Origin of the sequence: Flavobacterium sp., from assembly GCF_043779715.1 — a bacterium.
Classification (GTDB): Bacteria; Bacteroidota; Bacteroidia; order Flavobacteriales; family Flavobacteriaceae; genus Flavobacterium.
In genome coordinates this window covers 1-19,807 of the sequence record NZ_JAYWDT010000110.1, presented here as the reverse complement: position 1 = coordinate 19,807, position 19,807 = coordinate 1, and the positions used below count along the sequence as shown (strand labels likewise).

The window sequence follows — 19,807 nt, the reverse complement described above, 5'->3', positions numbered from 1 at the left end:
TACTGAAAAAACAAGAGAAATAAATAACATAAAACCAAATGAAAGAAAAGATAATATACTTTACGAAACTAGCTTCAATGTCAATTTTTAGTTTCATCAAAATAACCTTAATTGGGCTAATATCAACTGTTTCAGTTTGTATATTAGACTTTATAGTTTTGTCAAAAAATATTGACCCAGGACAATCAGCACACGTTAGTGCAATTCCATACCTTCTTATGATTTTCTTTTCAAAACCAATTGGTTCAATATTGTTTTATTTAACATTAATTGCAAGTCCATTTCTATTTTTTACTCTTGGCAATAAATACATTTTAAGCAAACTAGTTAATAAAGTTTTAAAAGATAAATCTGAAAATTATATTTATCCAATTCTGGACAGAATTTTAGTTAAAGCTAAAGATGAAAAAGATAATTTATTAAAGAATGGAGAAAATTATAAAATTATTAAAGAAAAGCTAATACATCAATTACAAAATGAAAATGAAAATAAATGGATTAAAAAAGTAATCGAATATGGTTTAAAAAAAGTAAAACTTGATGATGTTGATTTTAAAAATGAAAACCTATCGATAGTTGAAATATTAAAATCTAAAATAATACAAACATTAGAGAATGTTTCAAAGCCAAGTAGAAAAAATATTTGGTTTTTATTAATTTTACAATGGATAATCTTGTTACTTATTTGGCTTTTACCATATTAATCATTTACTAAAAGTAATATCTGCCAAACAGCAGCTTTTGAATATTGCAGATTTTTGAGTTTAATTTAAATCCCAACAATCTCAAAGACAAAGAATTCCGATTAAACAAAAATAACTAAATGGATAAATCCAATTTTTTAAATACTATTACTTTAATTACCGTTTTTGTAATGTTGCTTCTTGCCTTTTTTTTGCTAACAGTAAATACAAAAAACAAACTTTCAAACAGATTTTTTGCTAGTTTTCTTATCCTTACGGCATTCGATTTGAGTAGTTTTTTTATAGACAAATATTTTGAACCTAATTTAATTTTTGAGATTTTTAGAATGACGGCTAGTTTGCTAATCATGCCAATATTCTATTTGTATGTAAAGGCAGTTTGTCATTCAGATTTTCGATTAAAACCAAAACATTTAGCACTAATAATTCCCTTTGCAATTGCAAATTTAGTGTTTATCCCAAGGTTTTATTTAGCAACTAACATTGACAGTATTTACATTTATGAGCATTTTAAGCAAATGTTAGAGATACGCTTTTTCTATATTCTGGCAGAGCTACAATATGCTTTTTATATTATTTTGGTTTTTATTATTTTAAAAAAATACAAAGAAATTTACTTAGAGAATTATACCAATGCGAATAACTCATCGTACAAATGGTTGTTTCAAATGACTGTTTTTTTTCTAATTGCGCATTGTATTGTTTTCTTTAAATCTATCGTAAGATATACTGATTATAATATTTTTCTTAACTCGTCAAATGTAATTATTGGAGCGATTGCACTCATTATAAGTTGTTGGTTTGTATTAAAAGCGTTAAACAATCCTGGTCTTTTTAAAGGTGTTGATTCAAATATGTTATTGGTAAATGAAGTAGTAATTTCAACAGAAAAAGAATCATTCGAAACTCCAAAATTGGAAGAAATCGTTTCACAAATCGAACTTGTGAAAAAGTATGTTTTAGAAAACGAATCCTATCTAGAACCATCTTTAACGATACAAGAATTATCACAACAAGTTAATATTCCTGTCCGTGATTTATCTGTTTTGATTAATCATCATATGAATCAACATTTTTTCGATTTCATAAATGAATATAGAATACAAAAAGCCATGCAAATTTTAAAAAATTCGTCAAAAAGCAAACTTACTATTTTAGAAATTCTTTATGAAGTGGGTTTTAATTCGAAATCATCTTTTAACACTGCTTTCAAAAAATACACTAATAAAACACCTACAGAATTCAGAAACTCTTAATTATAAAGGCTTTGTAAAAAGTCGAACGTTACTAAAATAAAGTCGAACCCATTTAATTACTGCAAATTGGTTCGACTTTTTTCATTCGGTCGCCAACGCTAAACTTATGATGCAATTTTGCTTCAAATTAATACTAACAATTAAAAATTTGAAGTTATGAAAATTACATCTTTATTTATTTTATTTCTAATGCCTTTTTTATGTTTTGCACAATTAAAGGAAAGTGATTCTGACCTAAAAAATCAAATTTCTGAAGAAAAATACGTTTTAATAAATGGCATTGAACAATGGATTACCATAAAAGGAAATAGTTCAAAACCTATCATATTATTTATTCACGGAGGACCTGGTAGTCCAATAAGCCCTTATGTTGACGTTTTATATAAAGATTTAGAAAAAGATTTTATTATAGTTCAATGGGATCAGCGAGGAACTGGGAGAACTTATGGAAAAAATGCGCCACCAGAAGAACTTTCTCCTGAATATTTAAAAGCAAATCCATTAACACTTGAACAAATGACTAACGATGGAGTTGAAGTGTCAAAATATCTTTTGAAACATTTAGCAAAACAAAAAATCATACTTACTGGAACATCTTGGGGTTCAGCACTTGGAGTAAAAATAGTGACAAAGCAACCAGATCTTTTTTATGCTTATGTTGGACATTCACAAATTGTTAATTCTACTATTGATGAAGAATTTTTTACTAAAATTTATAAAATAGCAGAGAACAAGAATGACAAAGAAGCTTTAGAAATATTAAATTCTATAGGCAAACCGCCTTATAGTAGGGCAAAAAATGTAGGTTTGTTATTTAGAGTTTTAAAAAAATATGAAAGAGCAAATTCTACACCTGCTCCAGACAATTGGTTTCAACTTTCCCCTATTTATGATAATGATATTGACAATAAAAATAGAGCCGATGGAGACGATTATTCGTTTGTAAATTACGTTGGAGATGATAAATTGGGAGTTCAATCGATGACTGCAACCATTAACTTAATGAGAGATAATTTAGATTTTAAAATTCCAGTATATTTAATACAAGGCAATGAAGATATTATGACACCAAAAGAAAACTCAAAAGAATATTTTGATAAAATTAAAGCACCTAAAAAAGAATACTATTTGTTACCAAAAGCAGCTCATGGTTTTAATCAATCTGTGGTAGAAACACAATATAAAATATTTAAGAGCATAAAAACTTTGTAATAAGAGAACAATAAGCACTACTAAATCAACTGAGTTAGTAGTGCTTATTGTTAGGTTTTGTTATTATATCAACCCAATATTTGCTTGGTGTGTTCTTTAGTTTTTACAGCAGTAATTATCTCTTCAATAATACCTTTTTCGTCGATAATGAAAGTCGTCCTGTGTATTCCGTCATATTCTTTTCCCATGAATTTTTTTGGCCCCCAAACACCGAAGGCTTCAATAACTGCTTTGTCTTCATCGGCTAAAAGTGGAAAAGGAAAATCAAATTTCTCTTTAAATTTCAATTGTGCTTTGGCAGTATCTGCACTTACGCCTAGAATTGCATAATTATTGGCAGTAAAACGAGCATAATTGTTACTCAAATCACAAGCTTCGGCGGTACAACCTGGCGTATTTGCTTTTGGATAAAAAAAGATTACTAATTTTTTTTCTGCATAATCCGATAATTTATGTGAATTCCCGTCTTGATCTAAAGCTGAAAAATTTGGTGCTTTATCTCCTTTTTTAAGTGTTGTCATTTATTTAGATTATTAGAATTTTAGATTGTTAGATTTATTTTGTTATTGCCATTGAAATTGTACTTTTGTTTTTCAAATTTAACTAAAATGACCAAAAAAGAAAGTGTAACTTTTGTTATAAATACGTTAAAAGAATTATACCCAACAATTCCTATTCCTCTCGATCACAAAGACCCATATACTTTGCTCATTGCGGTTTTGCTTTCGGCACAATGTACAGATGTTCGTGTGAACCAAATTACACCAATACTTTTTGCAAAAGCTGATAATCCGTATGATATGGTAAAACTTTCTGTCGAAGAAATTAAGGAAATTATCCGTCCATGTGGGCTTTCGCCAATGAAATCGAAAGGAATTTTCGGTTTATCACAGATGATAATTGAACTACATGATGGTAAAGTTCCTCAAAGTTTCGAAGCCCTAGAAGCCATGCCAGCCGTAGGTCATAAAACCGCCAGTGTGGTGATGAGTCAAGCTTTTGGAGTCCCCGCTTTTCCTGTAGATACACACATTCATCGATTGATGTATCGTTGGAATTTGACTAATGGTAAAAATGTAACCCAAACCGAAAAAGATGCTAAACGCATTTTTCCCGAAGAAATCTGGAACGATTTACACCTACAAATTATCTGGTACGGACGAGAATATTCACCTGCTCGTGGTTGGAGTTTAGACAAAGATATTATTACCAAAACTATTGGAAGACAATCTGTTTTGAAAGATTATCACAAAAAAAACGCTCAATAATTTGAGCGTTTTGTGGTTAATTCATGATTGTTTCAAAAATTCCCTCACCAATTTTATCTATTCTTAATGCTTTAGAATAGTTCAATATAAAATTGACTGTTTCTTTTTTTGGTAACATTTTAGGGGTTGCTTTTTTCTTTTTAGAGTAAATTTTTGCCATATTATTTTTTATAATTTATAATATAACGCAAACTAGAAAAAGATATTGCTTAGTTGGTCAAAATAATTTGATTTTTATCTATTATTCTTCTCAAATTTATTAATGCATAACGCATTCTTCCCAATGCCGTATTGATACTCACACCAGTAGATTCAGAAATTTCTTTGAAACTTAAATCTTGGTAAATTCGCATTTCAACGACTTCTCTTTGGTCGTCTGGCAATTCGTTTAGGAGTTTAATTAAGTCTTTCTCGACTTGATCGGTAATGATTCTATTTTCAATATTTGGAGAATTATCACTCATAATCGAAAAGATAGAAAACTCTTCCGTCTCTCGATACAGGGGCATCTTTTTGGTTTTTCGGAAATGGTCTATAACCAAATTATGAGCAATTCGCATCACCCAAGGCAAAAATTTCCCTTCTTCGTTGTACGAATTACCTTTAAGTGTTTTAATTACTTTTATAAATGTATCCTGAAATATATCGTCGGAAATATCTCTATCTAAAACTTTTGAATAAATCAAACCAAAAATTTTAGATTGGTGTCTTTTTACTAATGTAGATAATGCCGTTTCATCACCATCGATGTAACGCCTTACCAATAAAGCATCTGAGAGTTGAGTAGTAGCCATAACAATACTTTTAGATTTGGGTTTATCTTAAGAGATTATCTCTTTTCTTAAAAGTATTTCTTTGTTATAAGCTTTTGTTTTAGTGTTACTAGACTTCAAATTTAATATAATTTATTTTACATTAACAACTTTTCTTTAAAAAATTAACATATTGTTTAAAATAATATTTCAAAATTTAAGTTGCAACTAATCAAAATCAAAAAGAGAATACGCACAAATTATAATAAAAAAGCAGAATTGATTACCTTTGTAAAAATTGACTTTTCAAATGATTCATCAAGATATTTCGAAGCTAGAACCTAAAAAAAATATTATTATCAAAGGTGCTCAAATTCACAATTTGAAAAACCTTGATGTTGCTATTCCTCGTAACAAATTAGTAGTAATTACTGGACTTTCAGGTTCTGGAAAATCTTCTCTGGCTTTCGATACTTTGTATGCCGAAGGACAACGTCGTTATGTAGAAAGTTTGTCTAGTTACGCAAGACAATTTCTTGGTCGTTTAGATAAACCAAAGGTTGAGTACATCAAAGGAATTGCGCCAGCTATTGCTATCGAGCAAAAAGTAAACACGACAAATGCTCGATCTACCGTTGGAACTTCGACCGAAATTTATGATTATCTAAAATTATTATATGCCCGAATTGGTAAAACTATTTCTCCAATTTCTGGTCTTGAAGTCAAAAAAAATACGGTTACCAATGTTATAAATGATGTAAAAACCTTCGAAATTGATTCTAAATGGTTGCTCCTAGCTCCTATTCATCTAGAAGAAGGACGGAAATTAGAAGACAAACTAAAAGTCCTTTTGCAACAAGGTTTTGCTCGTATTTTGGTTAAAAATGAAATGGTTCGTTTAGATGAAATAGCCGAACATACATTAGACAACAAAGACATTTTACTTATTATTGATAGAATTGTTCATAAAGATGATGAGGATTTCTTCAATAGATTGGCAGATTCTGTGCAAACAGCTTTCTATGAAGGGAAAGGAATTTGTTATTTACAAGAAGTAAATTCTGATAAAAAATATAGTTATAGTGCAAATTTCGAGTTAGATGGATTGTCTTTTTTAGAACCAAATGTACATTTGTTTAGTTTTAATAATCCATACGGTGCTTGTCCTGTTTGCGATGGTTACGGAAATATTATTGGCATCGATGATGAATTGGTTATCCCAAACACCGCTTTGTCTATATACGAAAATGCTATTTATCCTTGGCGTGGAGAAAGTATGAGTTGGTTTCGTGATGAATTAGTAAACCACAGTCATAAGTTCGATTTTCCTGTTCACAAGCCTTATTTTGAATTATCAGATACGCAAAAAGATTTGGTATGGAGTGGAAATAAATATTTTCAGGGTTTAAATGATTTCTTCAAAGAATTGGAAGAAAAAAATTATAAAATTCAAAATCGAGTGATGCTTTCTCGTTACCGAGGAAAAACAAAATGTCATGCTTGCAAAGGAAAAAGACTTCGTCAAGAAGTGTATAATATAAAAGTAGGAGGAAAAACATTACCCGATTTGGTCGATTTATCTATAAAAAATACCGTTTTGTTTTTCAAAGATTTAGAACTATCAGATTATGATGCTAAAGTTGCCAAACGATTACTCATAGAAATCAATAATCGATTATCTTTCTTACAAGAAGTTGGATTAGATTATTTGACATTAAACAGGAACTCAGCTACACTTTCTGGTGGCGAATCACAACGTATCAATTTGGCTACTTCGCTAGGAAGTTCTCTTGTTGGTTCGATGTATATTCTCGATGAACCCAGTATTGGTTTACACCCAAAAGATACCGAAAAACTAATTCAAGTACTTATTTCTCTTCGTGATTTAGGAAATACTGTAATTGTGGTCGAACATGATGAAGATATTATGAAAGCCGCCGATATGATTATAGATATTGGTCCTGAAGCAGGAACTTTTGGTGGCGAATTAGTGGCTCAAGGAACTTTTGATGAAATATTAAAATCATCATCATTAACAGCAAAATATTTAAACGGAGATTTAGAAATTTCGGTACCAAAAACCAGAAGAAAATCATCTACCTATATTGAAATATTAGGTGCTCGTGAGAATAATTTACAAAATGTAGATGTTAAGTTTCCGTTAGAAATGCTTACCGTAATTACGGGAGTTTCAGGTTCGGGAAAAAGTACTTTGGTGAAGAAAATTCTTTTTCCAGCGATGCAAAAAAAGATTGATGGCGTGGGCGAAAAAGCTGGTCAATTTAGTGAAATGCGTGGTTTTTATCACAAAATTCACCATATCGAGTATGTAGATCAAAACCCAATAGGAAGAAGTTCACGCTCTAATCCTGTGACTTATATCAAAGCTTATGATGATATTCGAGAGTTGTATGCCAAAGAAAAACTCTCTAAAAATCGTGGTTATCAAGCCAAACATTTCTCGTTTAATGTAGATGGTGGTCGTTGCGAAACCTGCAAAGGTGAAGGTTCTATAAATGTTGAAATGGTTTTTATGGCCGATGTTTCTTTGCCTTGCGAAACTTGCAACGGAAAACGTTTCAAAAAAGAAGTGCTCGAAGTAATGTTTGAAGGCAAAAATATCGATAATATTCTAACAATGACTATCGACGAAGCTTTAACATTTTTTATTGACACAAAACAAACTAAAATTTCGCAAAAGCTACAGCCTTTACAAGATGTTGGTTTGGGTTATGTACAATTAGGGCAATCGTCATCGACACTTTCTGGAGGCGAAGCACAAAGAATAAAACTCGCTACTTTTTTAGTAAAAGGTGCAACTAAAGAAAAAGCTTTATTTGTTTTTGATGAACCAACAACGGGATTGCATTTTCATGATATTCAAAAATTACTCAAATCGTTTAATGCGTTAATCGAAAAAGGACATTCTATTATTGTTATCGAACACAATCTAGATATGATAAAATGTGCCGATTGGGTTATCGACCTTGGTCCTGAAGGTGGCGAGAATGGTGGACAAATTCTTGCTATAGGAACTCCAGAAGAAATTGTAAAAAACAAAAAATCAATTACAGGAAAATATTTGAAAGAGAAATTGTAAATAAATAGACCATTACAGAGATTTAGTTTTGCAGACTGAAAAATCAATCTGGTTAAAAACATACAGATTCGCAGATTATTAAAAAAATATGCGAATCTGCGGTGAAAAAATCTTATAATTATTCAATCACGATTTTCTTACTTATTTTCTTATCCCCAGCATTTAGTATTGCTAAATAAAGCCCTTTAGTAAGACTACTAATATTTATTTTTTCTAACTGATTAGGATTTGTAATAATTTTTTCTAAAACTACTTTCCCATTTATATCTATTAATGAAAATTGATATTCTTTTTCTGTTAATATTCCTAAATTGATATTAATAAAATCTCTAGTAGGATTTGGGAAAAAACTCACTTGAAAATCTTGATTAAAATCTTCGTTAGACAATGCTGTACTTGCAACTGCATAATGCAAAGTAGTTCCAATAGCTGCTTTGGCAACTTTGTAGTTATAAACAGGATCCATATTTATCAACAAATCAGTAGCTGTGTGCTTATGTGTAGTTTCATTAGTTTCAAACATCCCAGTAATTATGTTATTATTACTCTGAAAAGACATGTAATCTGATGCATATGCATATGATAATGTTGTGCTAAGTGGGGAGTATAAGCCTACACAAGTAATCATTTCGTTTGTAAATGCATTAGAAGCCGCATTGTTTGTTGTTGGTGTAGATGTATCTCTTTCACAAGTAATATTATTATTAGTCATTCCTGCAACGCCTCCTACTTCGTCTAAATTAAAAACTATCTTAATATTTAACGGAGTGGTTGCATTAACAACATTACTAACATATGCTTGACTGCCTTTTAAACCATCTTCCTCTCCCGAAAAATTGACGAATTTTATAGAATATTCTGTTGGCACATTTTGCAACAATCTAGCCATTTCAAGAATAGTAACTATGCCACTTCCGTTATCATTAGTTCCTGTACCTGTAATAGAATCGTAATGCCCGCAAACAATTACGTAAGTGTTAGGATAAAGAGTTCCTATTTTATTTATAGTTAAATTTTTGCAAGTAAAACCCGAATAAGAATAAGTATCTTCAACTATTTGACCTGCACTATAACCGTAACTACTGTACTTGTTTTTTAGCCAATTTAATGTGTTTTGCAACTGAGCAGTTCCTCTTCTTTTAACGCCTAAATTTTCATATTCTGTTAGGTTAGTTGTAATATTAGTCTGAGAAGTTTGGTTGGCAATATCCGCATAAGCTTGCACAAAAGTTTGTGCAAAAAGACCATTTATGGTAAATAAAAAAATAATTATAAACTTCTGCGTAATTGTTTTCATAATAATTGAGTAGGTTTTGGGTTTAGCAAATATATAAAAAATGTAAATAAAAATAAATAATAAACATTCACATTTAACAATTTAATTATCAATAATTTAAAAATTAAATCAAGAATAAGTACAATTGCTTTCTGATTTTTGGCACGCAAATTGAATATGCTATCACAACAAGATATTTTTCTTTGTTCGAGGAAGCTAAAAATCGTAAGAGTAAGCAAATTATTAAAACACAGTATCATGAAAAAAATTACTCTTTTAGTAGCCAGCATCTTCCTGGTAGGAAGTATGGCAAATGCGTCAGAAAACCCTGTATTTTCTGACAACACAACAATTGCAAGATTCAATTTTGATGAACCAATAGCATTTACAGAGCGTGGCATCGGGTTTTATGTATTCCCAAATGGTGAATTCGATTTTAATACAAGACCACAAGATTCAGAAGGAGATTATTATTACAAAACCGCAGGAAAAAGAGCAGGAAGAGAAGTAAATAGAAGACCGGAAAATTATGGAGTTCGTATCGAGCATGACGCTTTTGGTAGAGTAAGAAGAATTGGAAATACTTTTATCAATTACGATTATAATGATCGTGTGAGTAGAATTGGAACCGTCTATATGAGATATAACAATTTTGCACTTTCTCAAGTAGGTGGATTAAGAATTATTTACAACCGAAGAGGTCAAATTATAGATATTTTCGGAAGCGTAAAAGGACATTATTCTTATTACAACACGAATAATTATGGAAATAGTCAAGGTCATAATGGGTATCAAAACAATGATAATGATTATAACGATAATTCAAATAATCCTGATGATTACTACTATTACAAAGCTGATGGCACTAAAGCAACAATAGAAAATTCAGTTAGTGATAGAAAAGAAGATAAGGATAAAAAATAGTTTATATGCTGGTTACATATAAATTTGGTTAGGTTGGTTTGTTTATTAAAAACTCCGCACATTAGTAATAATGGCGGAGTTTTTTTATATTTTTATTTTGAATAAAACTAGTCAAAAACCTCAAAATTAACACCATCATAGCTTGCAAAAACCATACTTGGATGCGAATCTTGATGACATATATTTCCTTGTCTATCTATAGCAATTGCGCCAGCAAAACCATCGTAAGGCTTTAGTTCTGAGAAAGTTTTTTCAAATGCATTGTCTAAAGAAAAACCATCTGTAACACGAGTTACAATTTTGGCTGCAGTTGCATTACTCACAATATCCTCGCCTACTCCTGTTAAACTTACTCCACAAAATTCGTTGGCGTAATTTCCAGCAACTGTAGCCGAATCTGATATTCTTCCAACCAATTCGAAACCTTTTCCGCCAGTAGAAGTAGCAACGGCAAGTTTGTTATTTTTATCTAAAGCAACACAACCTACAGTTCCAGTTCCTAAAGATTTTAATTTAGCCTCATACTCAGCTCTTCGTTGTGGAATTTCGGTCGAAAAAACATTAAAACCGTGTTGTCTGGCATAATTTGTAGCACCACTTCCACCAAGAACTCTATCGTCTTCACTCATTAATACTTGAGCTACTTGAATAGGATTTTTAACTTCTTCTATATTTATTACACCGCTCATTTTCTGAGTTTCGCCATCCATAATAGCAGCGCTCATTCTTATTTTTCCGTCACTTTGTATTTGAGATCCAATTCCAGCGTTAAACAAGGCATCATCTTCCAAAAGAGAAACTGCAAAAACCACTGTTTCAACAGCCGAATGTGTTTTCAAAAATTCGTACGAAGACTTTACAATTCGCTCTAAAGCGTTTTGCTTTGCTACTTTAGTTTCATGATTAGTAGAAGATTCCGAGAAAAAACCGCCGTGAATTATTATTTTAGACATCTTAGAACTAGATTTTTAGACTATTTAGATTGTTAGACTGCTTAGAATATCTAAAAATCTAAGTAGTCTAACGATCTAATAATATATTATACGTATTGTGAAGAATGAATAGTCATTTTAAAAGTATTCAAATTAAAAGTGTCATATTTACTCATAACATGTGTTACTAAATGAGAAATAGAAATAGGTTGCCCTAACTCTACTTGGGTCAAATTCGTGTCTTTTATCTCACGACCATCTACAAGGATAACAAGTCCGGAACCAATTGCTTCCATTTGTTTTCCATTAGTAATAAGTAAACCTGTATCTTCTCCAAGACCAATTCCTAACACTTTTGGATTTCCTACAACCGATTGAAAGAGTCTTCCAATTCTACCACGTTGCACAAAATGGGTGTCAATAATAACACCATCTATCAATCCTAAACCAGAAGTGATTTTCACTTCGCCTTTCAGCAAAGCTTCAGAACTACTTCCTTGATAAATCATATTGCTAGAGGCTGCAGCAGCACCTGCCGAAGTTCCTGCATAAATAAAATCTTCATTATGATATTTCTCTAACAACAAATCGTGAAAAGGAGTTCCGCCAAGAATCGATGTCAATCGTAACTGATCTCCACCAGTAAACATAACCACATCGGCAGCTTTTAATCTAGCAATAATTTCAAGATTCATTGCTTCTTCACGACGCTCAATATTTAGAATATCAACGTTGTTTGCACCTAAATAGTTCAAAGCTTTTACATACTCAGGCCCTATTTCTTTAGGTATTTTCGAAGCCGTAGTAATAACCTCAATTCTAGATTCTAATTTATGTTTCGATTCGTCAAGAATTCTTTTCAAAATTCCAGTCTCAAAAAAGTTTAAATTTTTTGCTGCATTCTTATCAAGATCTGTTTCAGTAAAACTCCCCTTATCAACCGCACCACCTATAATGATTAATTTTCCTTGTATATTCATTTGGTAAAAATAACCAAAAATTGAAATAATGCAAATCTATTTTCTTTTTTTTGAAGCAAAACTTTACAGTATTTATCAACACATTTCCTGCTGTTCGCTGCAATCTGTCTCGCCCCAAAAGACGAGACAGGATTTTCACTTCCATCAGGGCTAAAATTCATAAAACCAATTACTATCAAGATTCATAAAAAACTGAAAACCAACAAAAAACAACTATTTTTAATATTTCTACCAATAAAAGAGCTTTTATAAAACAAATATTTCCTATTTTTAACAAATACATTACAAAAACAACTCATCAAAAATGAAAATTGATAAAATTCAAGCGCTTCGTGGACCAAACATTTGGAGTGTTCAACGTAAAAAATTAATCCAAATGCGTTTGGATTTAGAAGAAATGGAACAGTTTCCTACAAACAAAATAGAAGGTTTTCGTGAACGAATAGAAGCTATGTTTCCCACCATGATAGAGCATCGTTGTTCTGAAGGTTGTCGTGGCGGTTTTTTCTCACGTATTGAACGTGGCACTTGGATGGGGCATGTTATCGAACATATTGCACTCGAAATACAAACACTCGCTGGAATGGAAACAGGTTTTGGTCGTACTCGCGAAACCAAAACGCCAGGAATATACAATGTCGTTTTTAGTTACACCGAAGAAAATGTAGGAATATTTGCTGCCGAAAGCTCAGTTAATATTGCCGAAGCATTAATTGCAGGAACTGAATATGATTTAGAAGGAGATATCCAACAAATGCGTGTAATTCGCAACAAAGTGCGCCTCGGACCAAGTACAGGAAGCATTGTAGAAGAAGCTGTAAACCGAGATATTCCTTGGATTCGGCTAGGAACAAACTCCTTAGTACAATTAGGTTATGGAGTAAACCAAATGCGTTTTCAAGCAACAATTACCTGTAAAACAAGTAGTATTGCTGTAGATATTGCTTGCAACAAAGAACAAACAAAAAAAATGCTCGATGCTGCATCTATTCCAGTTGCTGGCGGAGGAATTTGTGTTGATGAAGAGGATTTGACGGGTGTTATCAAAAAAATTGGCTATCCTATTGTCTTAAAACCATTAGACGGAAACCACGGAAAAGGAGCTTCTATAAATGTAACCAATTGGGAAGATGCGAAAGCAGGATTAGAATACGCAAAAAAATACAGTCACCGAATCATTGTCGAAAAATTTATCACAGGTCATGATTTTCGTGTCCTTATTATAGACAACAAATTAGTAGCTGCCGCAAAACGTGTTCCTGCACATGTAGTTGGAAACGGAAAAGATTCTATTGCAAATCTAATCGAAGAAACTAATAAAGATCCTCGTCGTGGTTACGGTCACGAAAATGTATTAACAGAAATCTTAATTGACCGTGATACCGAAGATTTATTAGAAAAACTAAAATATACTGTTGATACAGTTCCAAGAAAAGACGAAGTTGTTTACTTGAAATCGACAGCAAACCTCAGCACTGGCGGAACATCTGTAGATGTTACTGACATGATGCATCCAGAAAACATTTTCCTTTGCGAACGAATTTCCAGAGTAATTGGATTAGATATTTGCGGTGTCGATATTATGGCAGAAAACCTAACACAGCCACTCAAAGAAAATGGTGGATGCATTCTCGAAGTGAATGCAGCTCCAGGATTTCGTATGCATTTAGCCCCATCAGAAGGATTACCTAGAAACGTAGCTTCGCCAGTAATAGACATGTTGTATCCGCTAGGAAAACCAAGTCGTATTCCAATTATTGCAGTTACTGGAACTAACGGAAAGACAACTACAACAAGACTTTTAGCACACATTGTAAAAAGCAATGGATATAAAGTTGGATTCACAACGTCAGACGGAATTTATGTACAAAACCACATGATGGAAAAAGGCGATACAACAGGGCCTGTTTCTGCCGAGTATATTCTTAAAGATCCAACAGTCGAATTTGCAGTTCTCGAAACAGCTCGCGGCGGAATACTTCGTTCAGGACTTGGTTTTAGTCGTTGCGATATTGCTATTGTAACAAATATCCAAGAAGACCATTTAGGATTAAGCGACATTCACACATTAGACGATTTAGCTCGTGTAAAAGCTACTGTCGTAAAAAGTGTGAAGAAAGATGGTTGGGCAATTTTAAATGCCGAAGACGAATATTGTGTAAAAATCGCTAACGAATTAAGGTGTAATGTAGCTTATTTTAGTTTGAATGAGGACAATGAACTTATTAAAAAACTGTGTAAAGAAGGTAAAACCGTTGCGGTTTACGAGAACGGCTACATCACCATCAAAAAAGGAGAATGGAAAATACGTGTAGAAAGAGCTACTAATGTTCCATTAACTTTAGGAGGAAAAGCCAAATTTATGATTGCAAATGTACTTGCAGCCACTTTAGCTAGTTATTTGTATGGTTTCAAAACCGAAGACATTAGTTTATCATTGCAAACATTTATTCCAAGTGTGGCACAAACTCCAGGAAGAATGAACATTTTTGAATTCAAGAAATTTAAAGTGCTGATAGATTTTGCTCATAATCCTGCTGGATATCGTGGTATTGAAGGTTATTTAGAAAATATTGATGCAATCAAAAAAATTGGAATTATTGCAGGAGTTGGTGACCGTCGCGACGAAGATATTAAGGAATGTGGATTAATTGCTGGTAGAATGTTTGACCATATCATTATTCGCCAAGAAAAATATTTACGTGGTAGAACTGAAGAAGAAATTATCGATTTAATTTTAGAAGGTATTGCCGAATCTGGTAGAGACGTAACACACGAGATTATTCCTAAAGAAATAGAAGCCATAAAACATGCCATAGACAACGCCGAAAACGGGAGCTTTATAACCGCTTTAAGCGATGTCGTAACTAATGCAATAGAAATTGTTCAGGAATATTTGGATAAGGAAAATGAGGAAGGAAATATTTAATTTTCTCTTTCAATAATAATTAAGGATAGTGTTAAGAGATTCATAAAATTTCAAAACACTGTCCTTTTTTTATACATTTACGCAATCAAAAAAATAATTATGAACAAGAGAATACTACTTTTACTAAGCATCTTTATTACAGTTTTTGCAGCAGCACAAAACAAAAAAATCACACTCGAAGAATCAGTTTTACAACAAAATAGACTTTTTAGAGCAGATAAATTAGCTGGTTTTCAATGGATTCCTAATACTAATAAATATACATATTATGTAGAAAACGGAACCAAATTAATGCTTGCAAATGCAGTCGACAATAAATCATCACTTATACTCGGTCTTGACGATTTAAACAAATCGTTAGCTTCAAAAATAAATTCGTTTTTTGGTTACAAATGGAAAAACGAAAACACATTGACTATTTCAAATGGTTCGAAGTTTTATAGTTATGAAGTTTCAACAAAACTTGGTAAAACCATTCAAGAAACACCAGCATCTGCCGAAAATCAAACTTTTGATGATACTAATGAAAATTTAGCTTTTACAGAAAATAACAACTTGTTTTTTTTTAATAAAAACAAAGAAAAAATTACAGTTACCAATAATTCTGATAAAAATATAGTTTCTGGACAAACAATTTCTAGAAGCGAATTCGGAATTTCGGGCGGAATATTTTGGTCCCCAAAATCAACTTATTTGGCTTTTTATCAAAAAGATGAAACCAATGTAGCTGATTATCCTTTATTAGATATTACTGAAACTCCAGGGAAATTAGAAAACATAAAATACCCAATGATTGGTCAGAAATCAGAAAAACCAAAAGTGGGAATTTATAATGTAACAACCAGTAAAACAGTTTTTATTTCGCCAAAAGGAAATCAAGAAGACTATTTAACGAATCTTTCTTGGACTCCAGACGAAAAACATATAATTATTGCCGAAGTAAATCGTGGACAAAACGATATGAATTTGAATGTTTATGATGCCAATTCTGGAGTTTTTGTACGTACAATTCTAAACGAGAAAAGTGACAAATGGATAGAACCGGAACATGCTGCTTTTTTCCCAAATAACACATCAAATAATTTTGTTTGGATTTCTGAAAAAGACGGATTCAATAATTTATACTATTATTCTATCGAAGGAAAATTAATCAAACAATTAACAGCTAACAAATTTCCTGTTAGAGAAATTATTAGTTCAAATACTACTGGAAGCGAAATTTATTTTAAAGCTACGGGCGAAAACGGAACCAATATGTTGGCTTATAAAGTAGGTTTGAAAGGAAAACAAACTCTAATTACCAAAGATTTAGGTGTACATACTGTGATACCAAATTCAGACGGGAATTACTTTTTTGATGAATATTCGAACCACACAACACCTAGTAAATCATTGTTGTATGACAAAAAGCTAAAACCAACAACTTTATTAGAAAGCAAAAACAAATACGACGGCTATGTGATAGGAACTGCCGAAATAAAAACCATCAAATCGGCTGACGGAACTACTGATCTATTCACCCGTTTAATCAAACCAAGCAATTTTGATGCTTCAAAAAAATACCCGGTTTTAGTTTACGTTTATGGCGGACCACATGCTCAAATGATTACCAATTCTTATCTAGATGGCGCAAATTTGTGGATGTACTGGATGGCAGAACAGGGTCATTTAGTATTTACTGTCGACAATCGTGGCTCTGATAATCGTGGTTTTGCTTTCGAAAGTGTTATCCATGGGAGATTAGGTGTAAACGAAATGGAAGATCAAATAAAAGGTGTCGATTACTTGAAATCGTTACCTTATGTAGATGAAAATAGATTAGCAGTACACGGTTGGAGTTTTGGTGGGTTCATGACTACTTCGTTAATGTTGCGCAAACCTGATACTTTCAAAGTAGGTGTTGCCGGCGGGCCAGTAACTGATTGGAAATGGTACGAAATTATGTATGGCGAACGTTATATGGATACTCCGGCAGAAAATCAGAAAGGTTTTGATGAAGCAAATACTTTAAATTATGTGAAAAATCTGAAAGGAAAATTACTGCTTATTCACGGTACAAGCGATGATGTTGTGGTCATGCAACACAATTTCGGATTAATCAAAAAATTTGTAGAAGCTGAAAAACAAATCGATTTTTTCCCTTACCCAATGCACAAACACAATGTACAAGGAAAAGATAGAGTCCACTTAATGAAAAAAGTTTTGGATTATGTAATTGAAAATAATAAATAATACTTTTAATAAAGAAATGCCAATCACTTAGGATTGGCATTTCTTTATTAGAAAATTGACATCTCAGTTTTGGTAGTCAACAGTTCTAGAGCGTTCATCCCTAGTTCCGAGTTTCCTTTTTCGTTGAGTCGTGGCGACCAAGTAGCAACCACAAAATTTTTAGGATACAATGCTCCAATTCCGCCTCCAATTCCGCTCTTTCCAGGCAAGCCAACTTTATATGTAAACTCCCCAGATTCATCATAAAAACCACAGGTTTGCATCAAAGCATTCAACCGTTTTACTTGACTTTTAGTTAAAATTTGTTCTCCAGAAATAGTTTTTCCTTCATTGGCAAAAAAGAAAAATGAATGTGCGAGTTCTTTACAAGTCATTTCTAATGAGCATTGATGAAAATAAAAATCAAGAACAACCTCAACATCATTATTTATATTACTGAAAGATTTGAGAAAGTTAGCTAAAGCAGCGTTTCTAAAACCCGTCTCTTTTTCAGATTTGGCAACTTTTAGATTATAATTGATGGTTTCGCAACCAGAAATTTTTCTGATAAAATTCAGAAAATCTTCTTTTGGATTTTCGAGATTAGAAACTAACATATCAGCAATAACCAAAGCTCCAGCGTTTATAAATGGATTTCGAGGAATCCCTTTTTCGTACTCTAATTGAACCAACGAATTGAATGCACTTCCCGATGGTTCTACGCCTACTCGTTCCCAAACTTTTTCATCGAGAAACGAAAATGCCAAGGCAACTGTTAATGCTTTTGAAACCGATTGTATAGAAAATTTTTCATTACTATCTCCTATTCCAAAATCTTGATGGTTGATAGTCGTGAGGTGAATTCCAAATTTATTTCCATCGATTTTGGCTAATTCAGGTATTGATGTAGAAACACTTCCAATTGTTGGAAATGATTTTGTTTCTTGGTATATTTCTTTTAGAATCTGCTCGTAATTCATACTGATTTTGGTAGTTTTTTAAAATTTCAAAAACTTAAATATTACGTTTTCTGTTTTTTCTTCCTTGCTGCGGGAAACAATATATTATTAAGAATTAACCGGAAACCTGGCGAATTGGGATGTAAATCTAAAACCGTGGGTTCATCTCCTACTCGATGTTGAAAATCTTCGGGATCATGACCACCATAGAAAGTAAAAAAACCTTTTCCTTTTTGTCCGTGTATATAACGTGCTTCTTCGTTAATCTGATTTTCACCTAAAACTAGAACGTTTGTTTTTATTAGTTGTCTATCAAATGAAGTGGTTTGACCCATGAAACCCTTAACTAACGAAGTATGATTCTGACATAACATACTCGGAATTACATCCCATTTTGCCGAAAATTCCATGAGCGTAAAATAATCTTTTTCGAAAGGAACTTGTCTTTTTTCAGTCATATCTATATTCGAAAACTCATAATGTTCGGGTTTTCTGTCTAAGATAAAATCTTTGAAAGCAAATGTTTTTGAATAGTCGACTCTCGATTGGTAATTGGCTTCACTTTCATCACCATCAAACATAGGTTCGCAAATATCGACACCTTCGGCAGCTAATGCAATATCAAAACTATCTGTTGCAGAGCACATGGCAAACATAAATCCGCCACCAATAACGAAATCTCTAATTTTTCTGGCAACAGCTCCTTTTTCTTCGGAAACTTTGTTAAATCCTAGTTTTTTCGCCAATGCTTCGGCATCTTGTTTTTGTTGAATATACCAAGGTGCAGTCCTATAAGCTCCAAAAAACTTACCATACTGACCTGTAAAATCTTCATGATGCAAATGCAACCAATCGTAGAGAATAAGCTGGTCACTTAAAACTTCTTCATCATAAATTGTAGTAAAAGGGATTTCGGCATAAGTTAAAACCATAGTAACTGCATCATCCCAAGGTTGTTTACCTGGAGGCGAATATACCGCAACTTTAGGCGCTTTTTCTAAGACGACGGTTTCCATATTTTGTGATGGAGATGAAATATCTACAAGTATATTATTAGTTTCAGTATCAGAAAGCACTTCAAAACTTACACCTCGTATTTGGCATTCTTTTCTAATTTCTGAAACATCGGGCAAGAGAAAAGAACCGCCGCGATAATTAAGCAACCAACTTGCCTTATATTGTTTATCTAGGGCCCAATAAGTAATTCCGTAGGCTTTGATATGGTTTTTTTGTGAAGTTTCATCCATAGGAAGCAAAATAAAATTTGCTTTCACAGAAAACGAAAAGAGGATTATTAAAGTAAC

At 32.3% G+C, this 19,807-nt stretch carries 16 protein-coding genes; 8 read left to right on the top strand and 8 right to left on the bottom strand.

What is annotated here, in order from left to right; translation table 11 throughout:
* The first annotated feature begins 38 nt into the window (after positions 1 to 38).
* The 3 genes from ACH2BG_RS05810 to ACH2BG_RS05800 all read left to right on the top strand — a co-directional run bounded on the left by ACH2BG_RS05810 (position 39) and on the right by ACH2BG_RS05800 (position 3,172).
* On the top strand, positions 39 to 704 hold the full coding sequence (locus ACH2BG_RS05810) for a hypothetical protein (RefSeq protein ID WP_395046772.1): 666 nt from the start codon (positions 39 to 41) through the stop codon (positions 702 to 704).
* 119 nt (positions 705 to 823) lie between these two features.
* On the top strand, positions 824 to 1,960 hold the full coding sequence (locus ACH2BG_RS05805) for a helix-turn-helix domain-containing protein (RefSeq protein WP_395046771.1): 1,137 nt from the start codon (positions 824 to 826) through the stop codon (positions 1,958 to 1,960).
* A gap of 156 nt (positions 1,961 to 2,116) precedes the next feature.
* Positions 2,117 to 3,172 (top strand): alpha/beta hydrolase family protein, encoded by a 1,056-nt coding sequence (locus tag ACH2BG_RS05800; RefSeq protein WP_395046770.1) that lies wholly within the window; start codon positions 2,117 to 2,119, stop codon positions 3,170 to 3,172.
* Between the two features lie 68 nt (positions 3,173 to 3,240).
* Here ACH2BG_RS05800 and bcp read toward each other — a convergent pair whose 3' ends face one another.
* Entirely contained in the window at positions 3,241 to 3,693 is a 453-nt protein-coding gene (bcp, locus tag ACH2BG_RS05795) for a thioredoxin-dependent thiol peroxidase (RefSeq protein ID WP_395046769.1), read from the bottom strand.
* Between the two features lie 87 nt (positions 3,694 to 3,780).
* Here bcp and nth point away from each other — a divergent pair, with 87 nt between their 5' ends.
* Positions 3,781 to 4,440: an endonuclease III domain-containing protein gene (gene nth / locus ACH2BG_RS05790; RefSeq protein ID WP_395046768.1), complete on the top strand. Its 660-nt coding sequence runs from the start codon at positions 3,781 to 3,783 to the stop codon at positions 4,438 to 4,440.
* 16 nt (positions 4,441 to 4,456) lie between these two features.
* Here the strand turns inward: nth and ACH2BG_RS05785 are convergent, their stop codons facing one another.
* Together ACH2BG_RS05785 and ACH2BG_RS05780 are read right to left on the bottom strand one after the other, a co-directional pair.
* A complete protein-coding gene (locus ACH2BG_RS05785) occupies positions 4,457 to 4,600 on the bottom strand; it encodes a hypothetical protein (protein ID WP_395046767.1) in 144 nt (47 codons plus the stop codon).
* A 49-nt stretch (positions 4,601 to 4,649) separates the two neighbouring features.
* Entirely contained in the window at positions 4,650 to 5,234 is a 585-nt protein-coding gene (locus ACH2BG_RS05780) for an RNA polymerase sigma factor (protein WP_395046766.1), read from the bottom strand.
* Positions 5,235 to 5,502: 268 nt separating this feature from the next.
* Here ACH2BG_RS05780 and uvrA point away from each other — a divergent pair, with 268 nt between their 5' ends.
* The gene (uvrA, locus tag ACH2BG_RS05775; protein WP_395046765.1) at positions 5,503 to 8,292 is read left to right on the top strand and encodes an excinuclease ABC subunit UvrA; all 2,790 of its coding nucleotides are present in this window, start codon (positions 5,503 to 5,505) and stop codon (positions 8,290 to 8,292) included.
* 118 nt (positions 8,293 to 8,410) lie between these two features.
* Here uvrA and ACH2BG_RS05770 read toward each other — a convergent pair whose 3' ends face one another.
* A complete protein-coding gene (locus ACH2BG_RS05770; protein WP_395046764.1) occupies positions 8,411 to 9,589 on the bottom strand; it encodes a M28 family peptidase in 1,179 nt (392 codons plus the stop codon).
* Between the two features lie 237 nt (positions 9,590 to 9,826).
* Between ACH2BG_RS05770 and ACH2BG_RS05765 the strand changes: the two genes are divergently transcribed.
* Complete coding sequence (locus ACH2BG_RS05765) at positions 9,827 to 10,492, top strand: hypothetical protein (protein WP_395046763.1); 666 nt, start codon at positions 9,827 to 9,829, stop codon at positions 10,490 to 10,492.
* 107 nt (positions 10,493 to 10,599) lie between these two features.
* Here the strand turns inward: ACH2BG_RS05765 and ACH2BG_RS05760 are convergent, their stop codons facing one another.
* A complete protein-coding gene (locus ACH2BG_RS05760) occupies positions 10,600 to 11,445 on the bottom strand; it encodes an isoaspartyl peptidase/L-asparaginase (protein ID WP_395046762.1) in 846 nt (281 codons plus the stop codon).
* A gap of 86 nt (positions 11,446 to 11,531) precedes the next feature.
* Positions 11,532 to 12,404: a cyanophycinase gene (locus ACH2BG_RS05755; RefSeq protein WP_395046761.1), complete on the bottom strand. Its 873-nt coding sequence runs from the start codon at positions 12,402 to 12,404 to the stop codon at positions 11,532 to 11,534.
* A 304-nt stretch (positions 12,405 to 12,708) separates the two neighbouring features.
* On the opposite strand from ACH2BG_RS05755, the gene cphA reads away from it, so the two are divergent.
* Both cphA and ACH2BG_RS05745 read left to right on the top strand, forming a co-directional pair.
* Positions 12,709 to 15,333 carry a cyanophycin synthetase gene (gene cphA, locus ACH2BG_RS05750; protein WP_395046760.1) on the top strand — a complete coding sequence of 875 codons (2,625 nt, stop codon included), beginning with the start codon at positions 12,709 to 12,711 and terminating at the stop codon, positions 15,331 to 15,333.
* A gap of 99 nt (positions 15,334 to 15,432) precedes the next feature.
* Positions 15,433 to 17,565, top strand: a complete 2,133-nt coding sequence (locus tag ACH2BG_RS05745) for a DPP IV N-terminal domain-containing protein (RefSeq protein ID WP_395046759.1) — start codon at positions 15,433 to 15,435, stop codon at positions 17,563 to 17,565.
* Between the two features lie 47 nt (positions 17,566 to 17,612).
* Here ACH2BG_RS05745 and ACH2BG_RS05740 read toward each other — a convergent pair whose 3' ends face one another.
* A complete protein-coding gene (locus ACH2BG_RS05740) occupies positions 17,613 to 18,524 on the bottom strand; it encodes a glutaminase (RefSeq protein ID WP_395046758.1) in 912 nt (303 codons plus the stop codon).
* A 41-nt stretch (positions 18,525 to 18,565) separates the two neighbouring features.
* On the bottom strand, positions 18,566 to 19,798 hold the full coding sequence (locus ACH2BG_RS05735) for an asparagine synthetase B (RefSeq protein ID WP_395046791.1): 1,233 nt from the start codon (positions 19,796 to 19,798) through the stop codon (positions 18,566 to 18,568).
* Positions 19,799 to 19,807 lie beyond the last annotated feature (9 nt).

Excerpts from the sequence above, each read along its gene's own strand:
- ACH2BG_RS05810 (WP_395046772.1), top strand. The coding sequence starts at position 39 with ATGAAAGAAAAGATAATATACTTTACGAAACTAGCTTCAATGTCAATT.
- ACH2BG_RS05805 (WP_395046771.1), top strand. The coding sequence starts at position 824 with ATGGATAAATCCAATTTTTTAAATACTATTACTTTAATTACCGTTTTT.
- ACH2BG_RS05800 (WP_395046770.1), top strand. The coding sequence starts at position 2,117 with ATGAAAATTACATCTTTATTTATTTTATTTCTAATGCCTTTTTTATGT.
- bcp (WP_395046769.1), bottom strand. The coding sequence starts at position 3,693 with ATGACAACACTTAAAAAAGGAGATAAAGCACCAAATTTTTCAGCTTTA.
- nth (WP_395046768.1), top strand. The coding sequence starts at position 3,781 with ATGACCAAAAAAGAAAGTGTAACTTTTGTTATAAATACGTTAAAAGAA.
- ACH2BG_RS05785 (WP_395046767.1), bottom strand. The coding sequence starts at position 4,600 with ATGGCAAAAATTTACTCTAAAAAGAAAAAAGCAACCCCTAAAATGTTA.
- ACH2BG_RS05780 (WP_395046766.1), bottom strand. The coding sequence starts at position 5,234 with ATGGCTACTACTCAACTCTCAGATGCTTTATTGGTAAGGCGTTACATC.
- uvrA (WP_395046765.1), top strand. The coding sequence starts at position 5,503 with ATGATTCATCAAGATATTTCGAAGCTAGAACCTAAAAAAAATATTATT.
- ACH2BG_RS05770 (WP_395046764.1), bottom strand. The coding sequence starts at position 9,589 with ATGAAAACAATTACGCAGAAGTTTATAATTATTTTTTTATTTACCATA.
- ACH2BG_RS05765 (WP_395046763.1), top strand. The coding sequence starts at position 9,827 with ATGAAAAAAATTACTCTTTTAGTAGCCAGCATCTTCCTGGTAGGAAGT.
- ACH2BG_RS05760 (WP_395046762.1), bottom strand. The coding sequence starts at position 11,445 with ATGTCTAAAATAATAATTCACGGCGGTTTTTTCTCGGAATCTTCTACT.
- ACH2BG_RS05755 (WP_395046761.1), bottom strand. The coding sequence starts at position 12,404 with ATGAATATACAAGGAAAATTAATCATTATAGGTGGTGCGGTTGATAAG.
- cphA (WP_395046760.1), top strand. The coding sequence starts at position 12,709 with ATGAAAATTGATAAAATTCAAGCGCTTCGTGGACCAAACATTTGGAGT.
- ACH2BG_RS05745 (WP_395046759.1), top strand. The coding sequence starts at position 15,433 with ATGAACAAGAGAATACTACTTTTACTAAGCATCTTTATTACAGTTTTT.
- ACH2BG_RS05740 (WP_395046758.1), bottom strand. The coding sequence starts at position 18,524 with ATGAATTACGAGCAGATTCTAAAAGAAATATACCAAGAAACAAAATCA.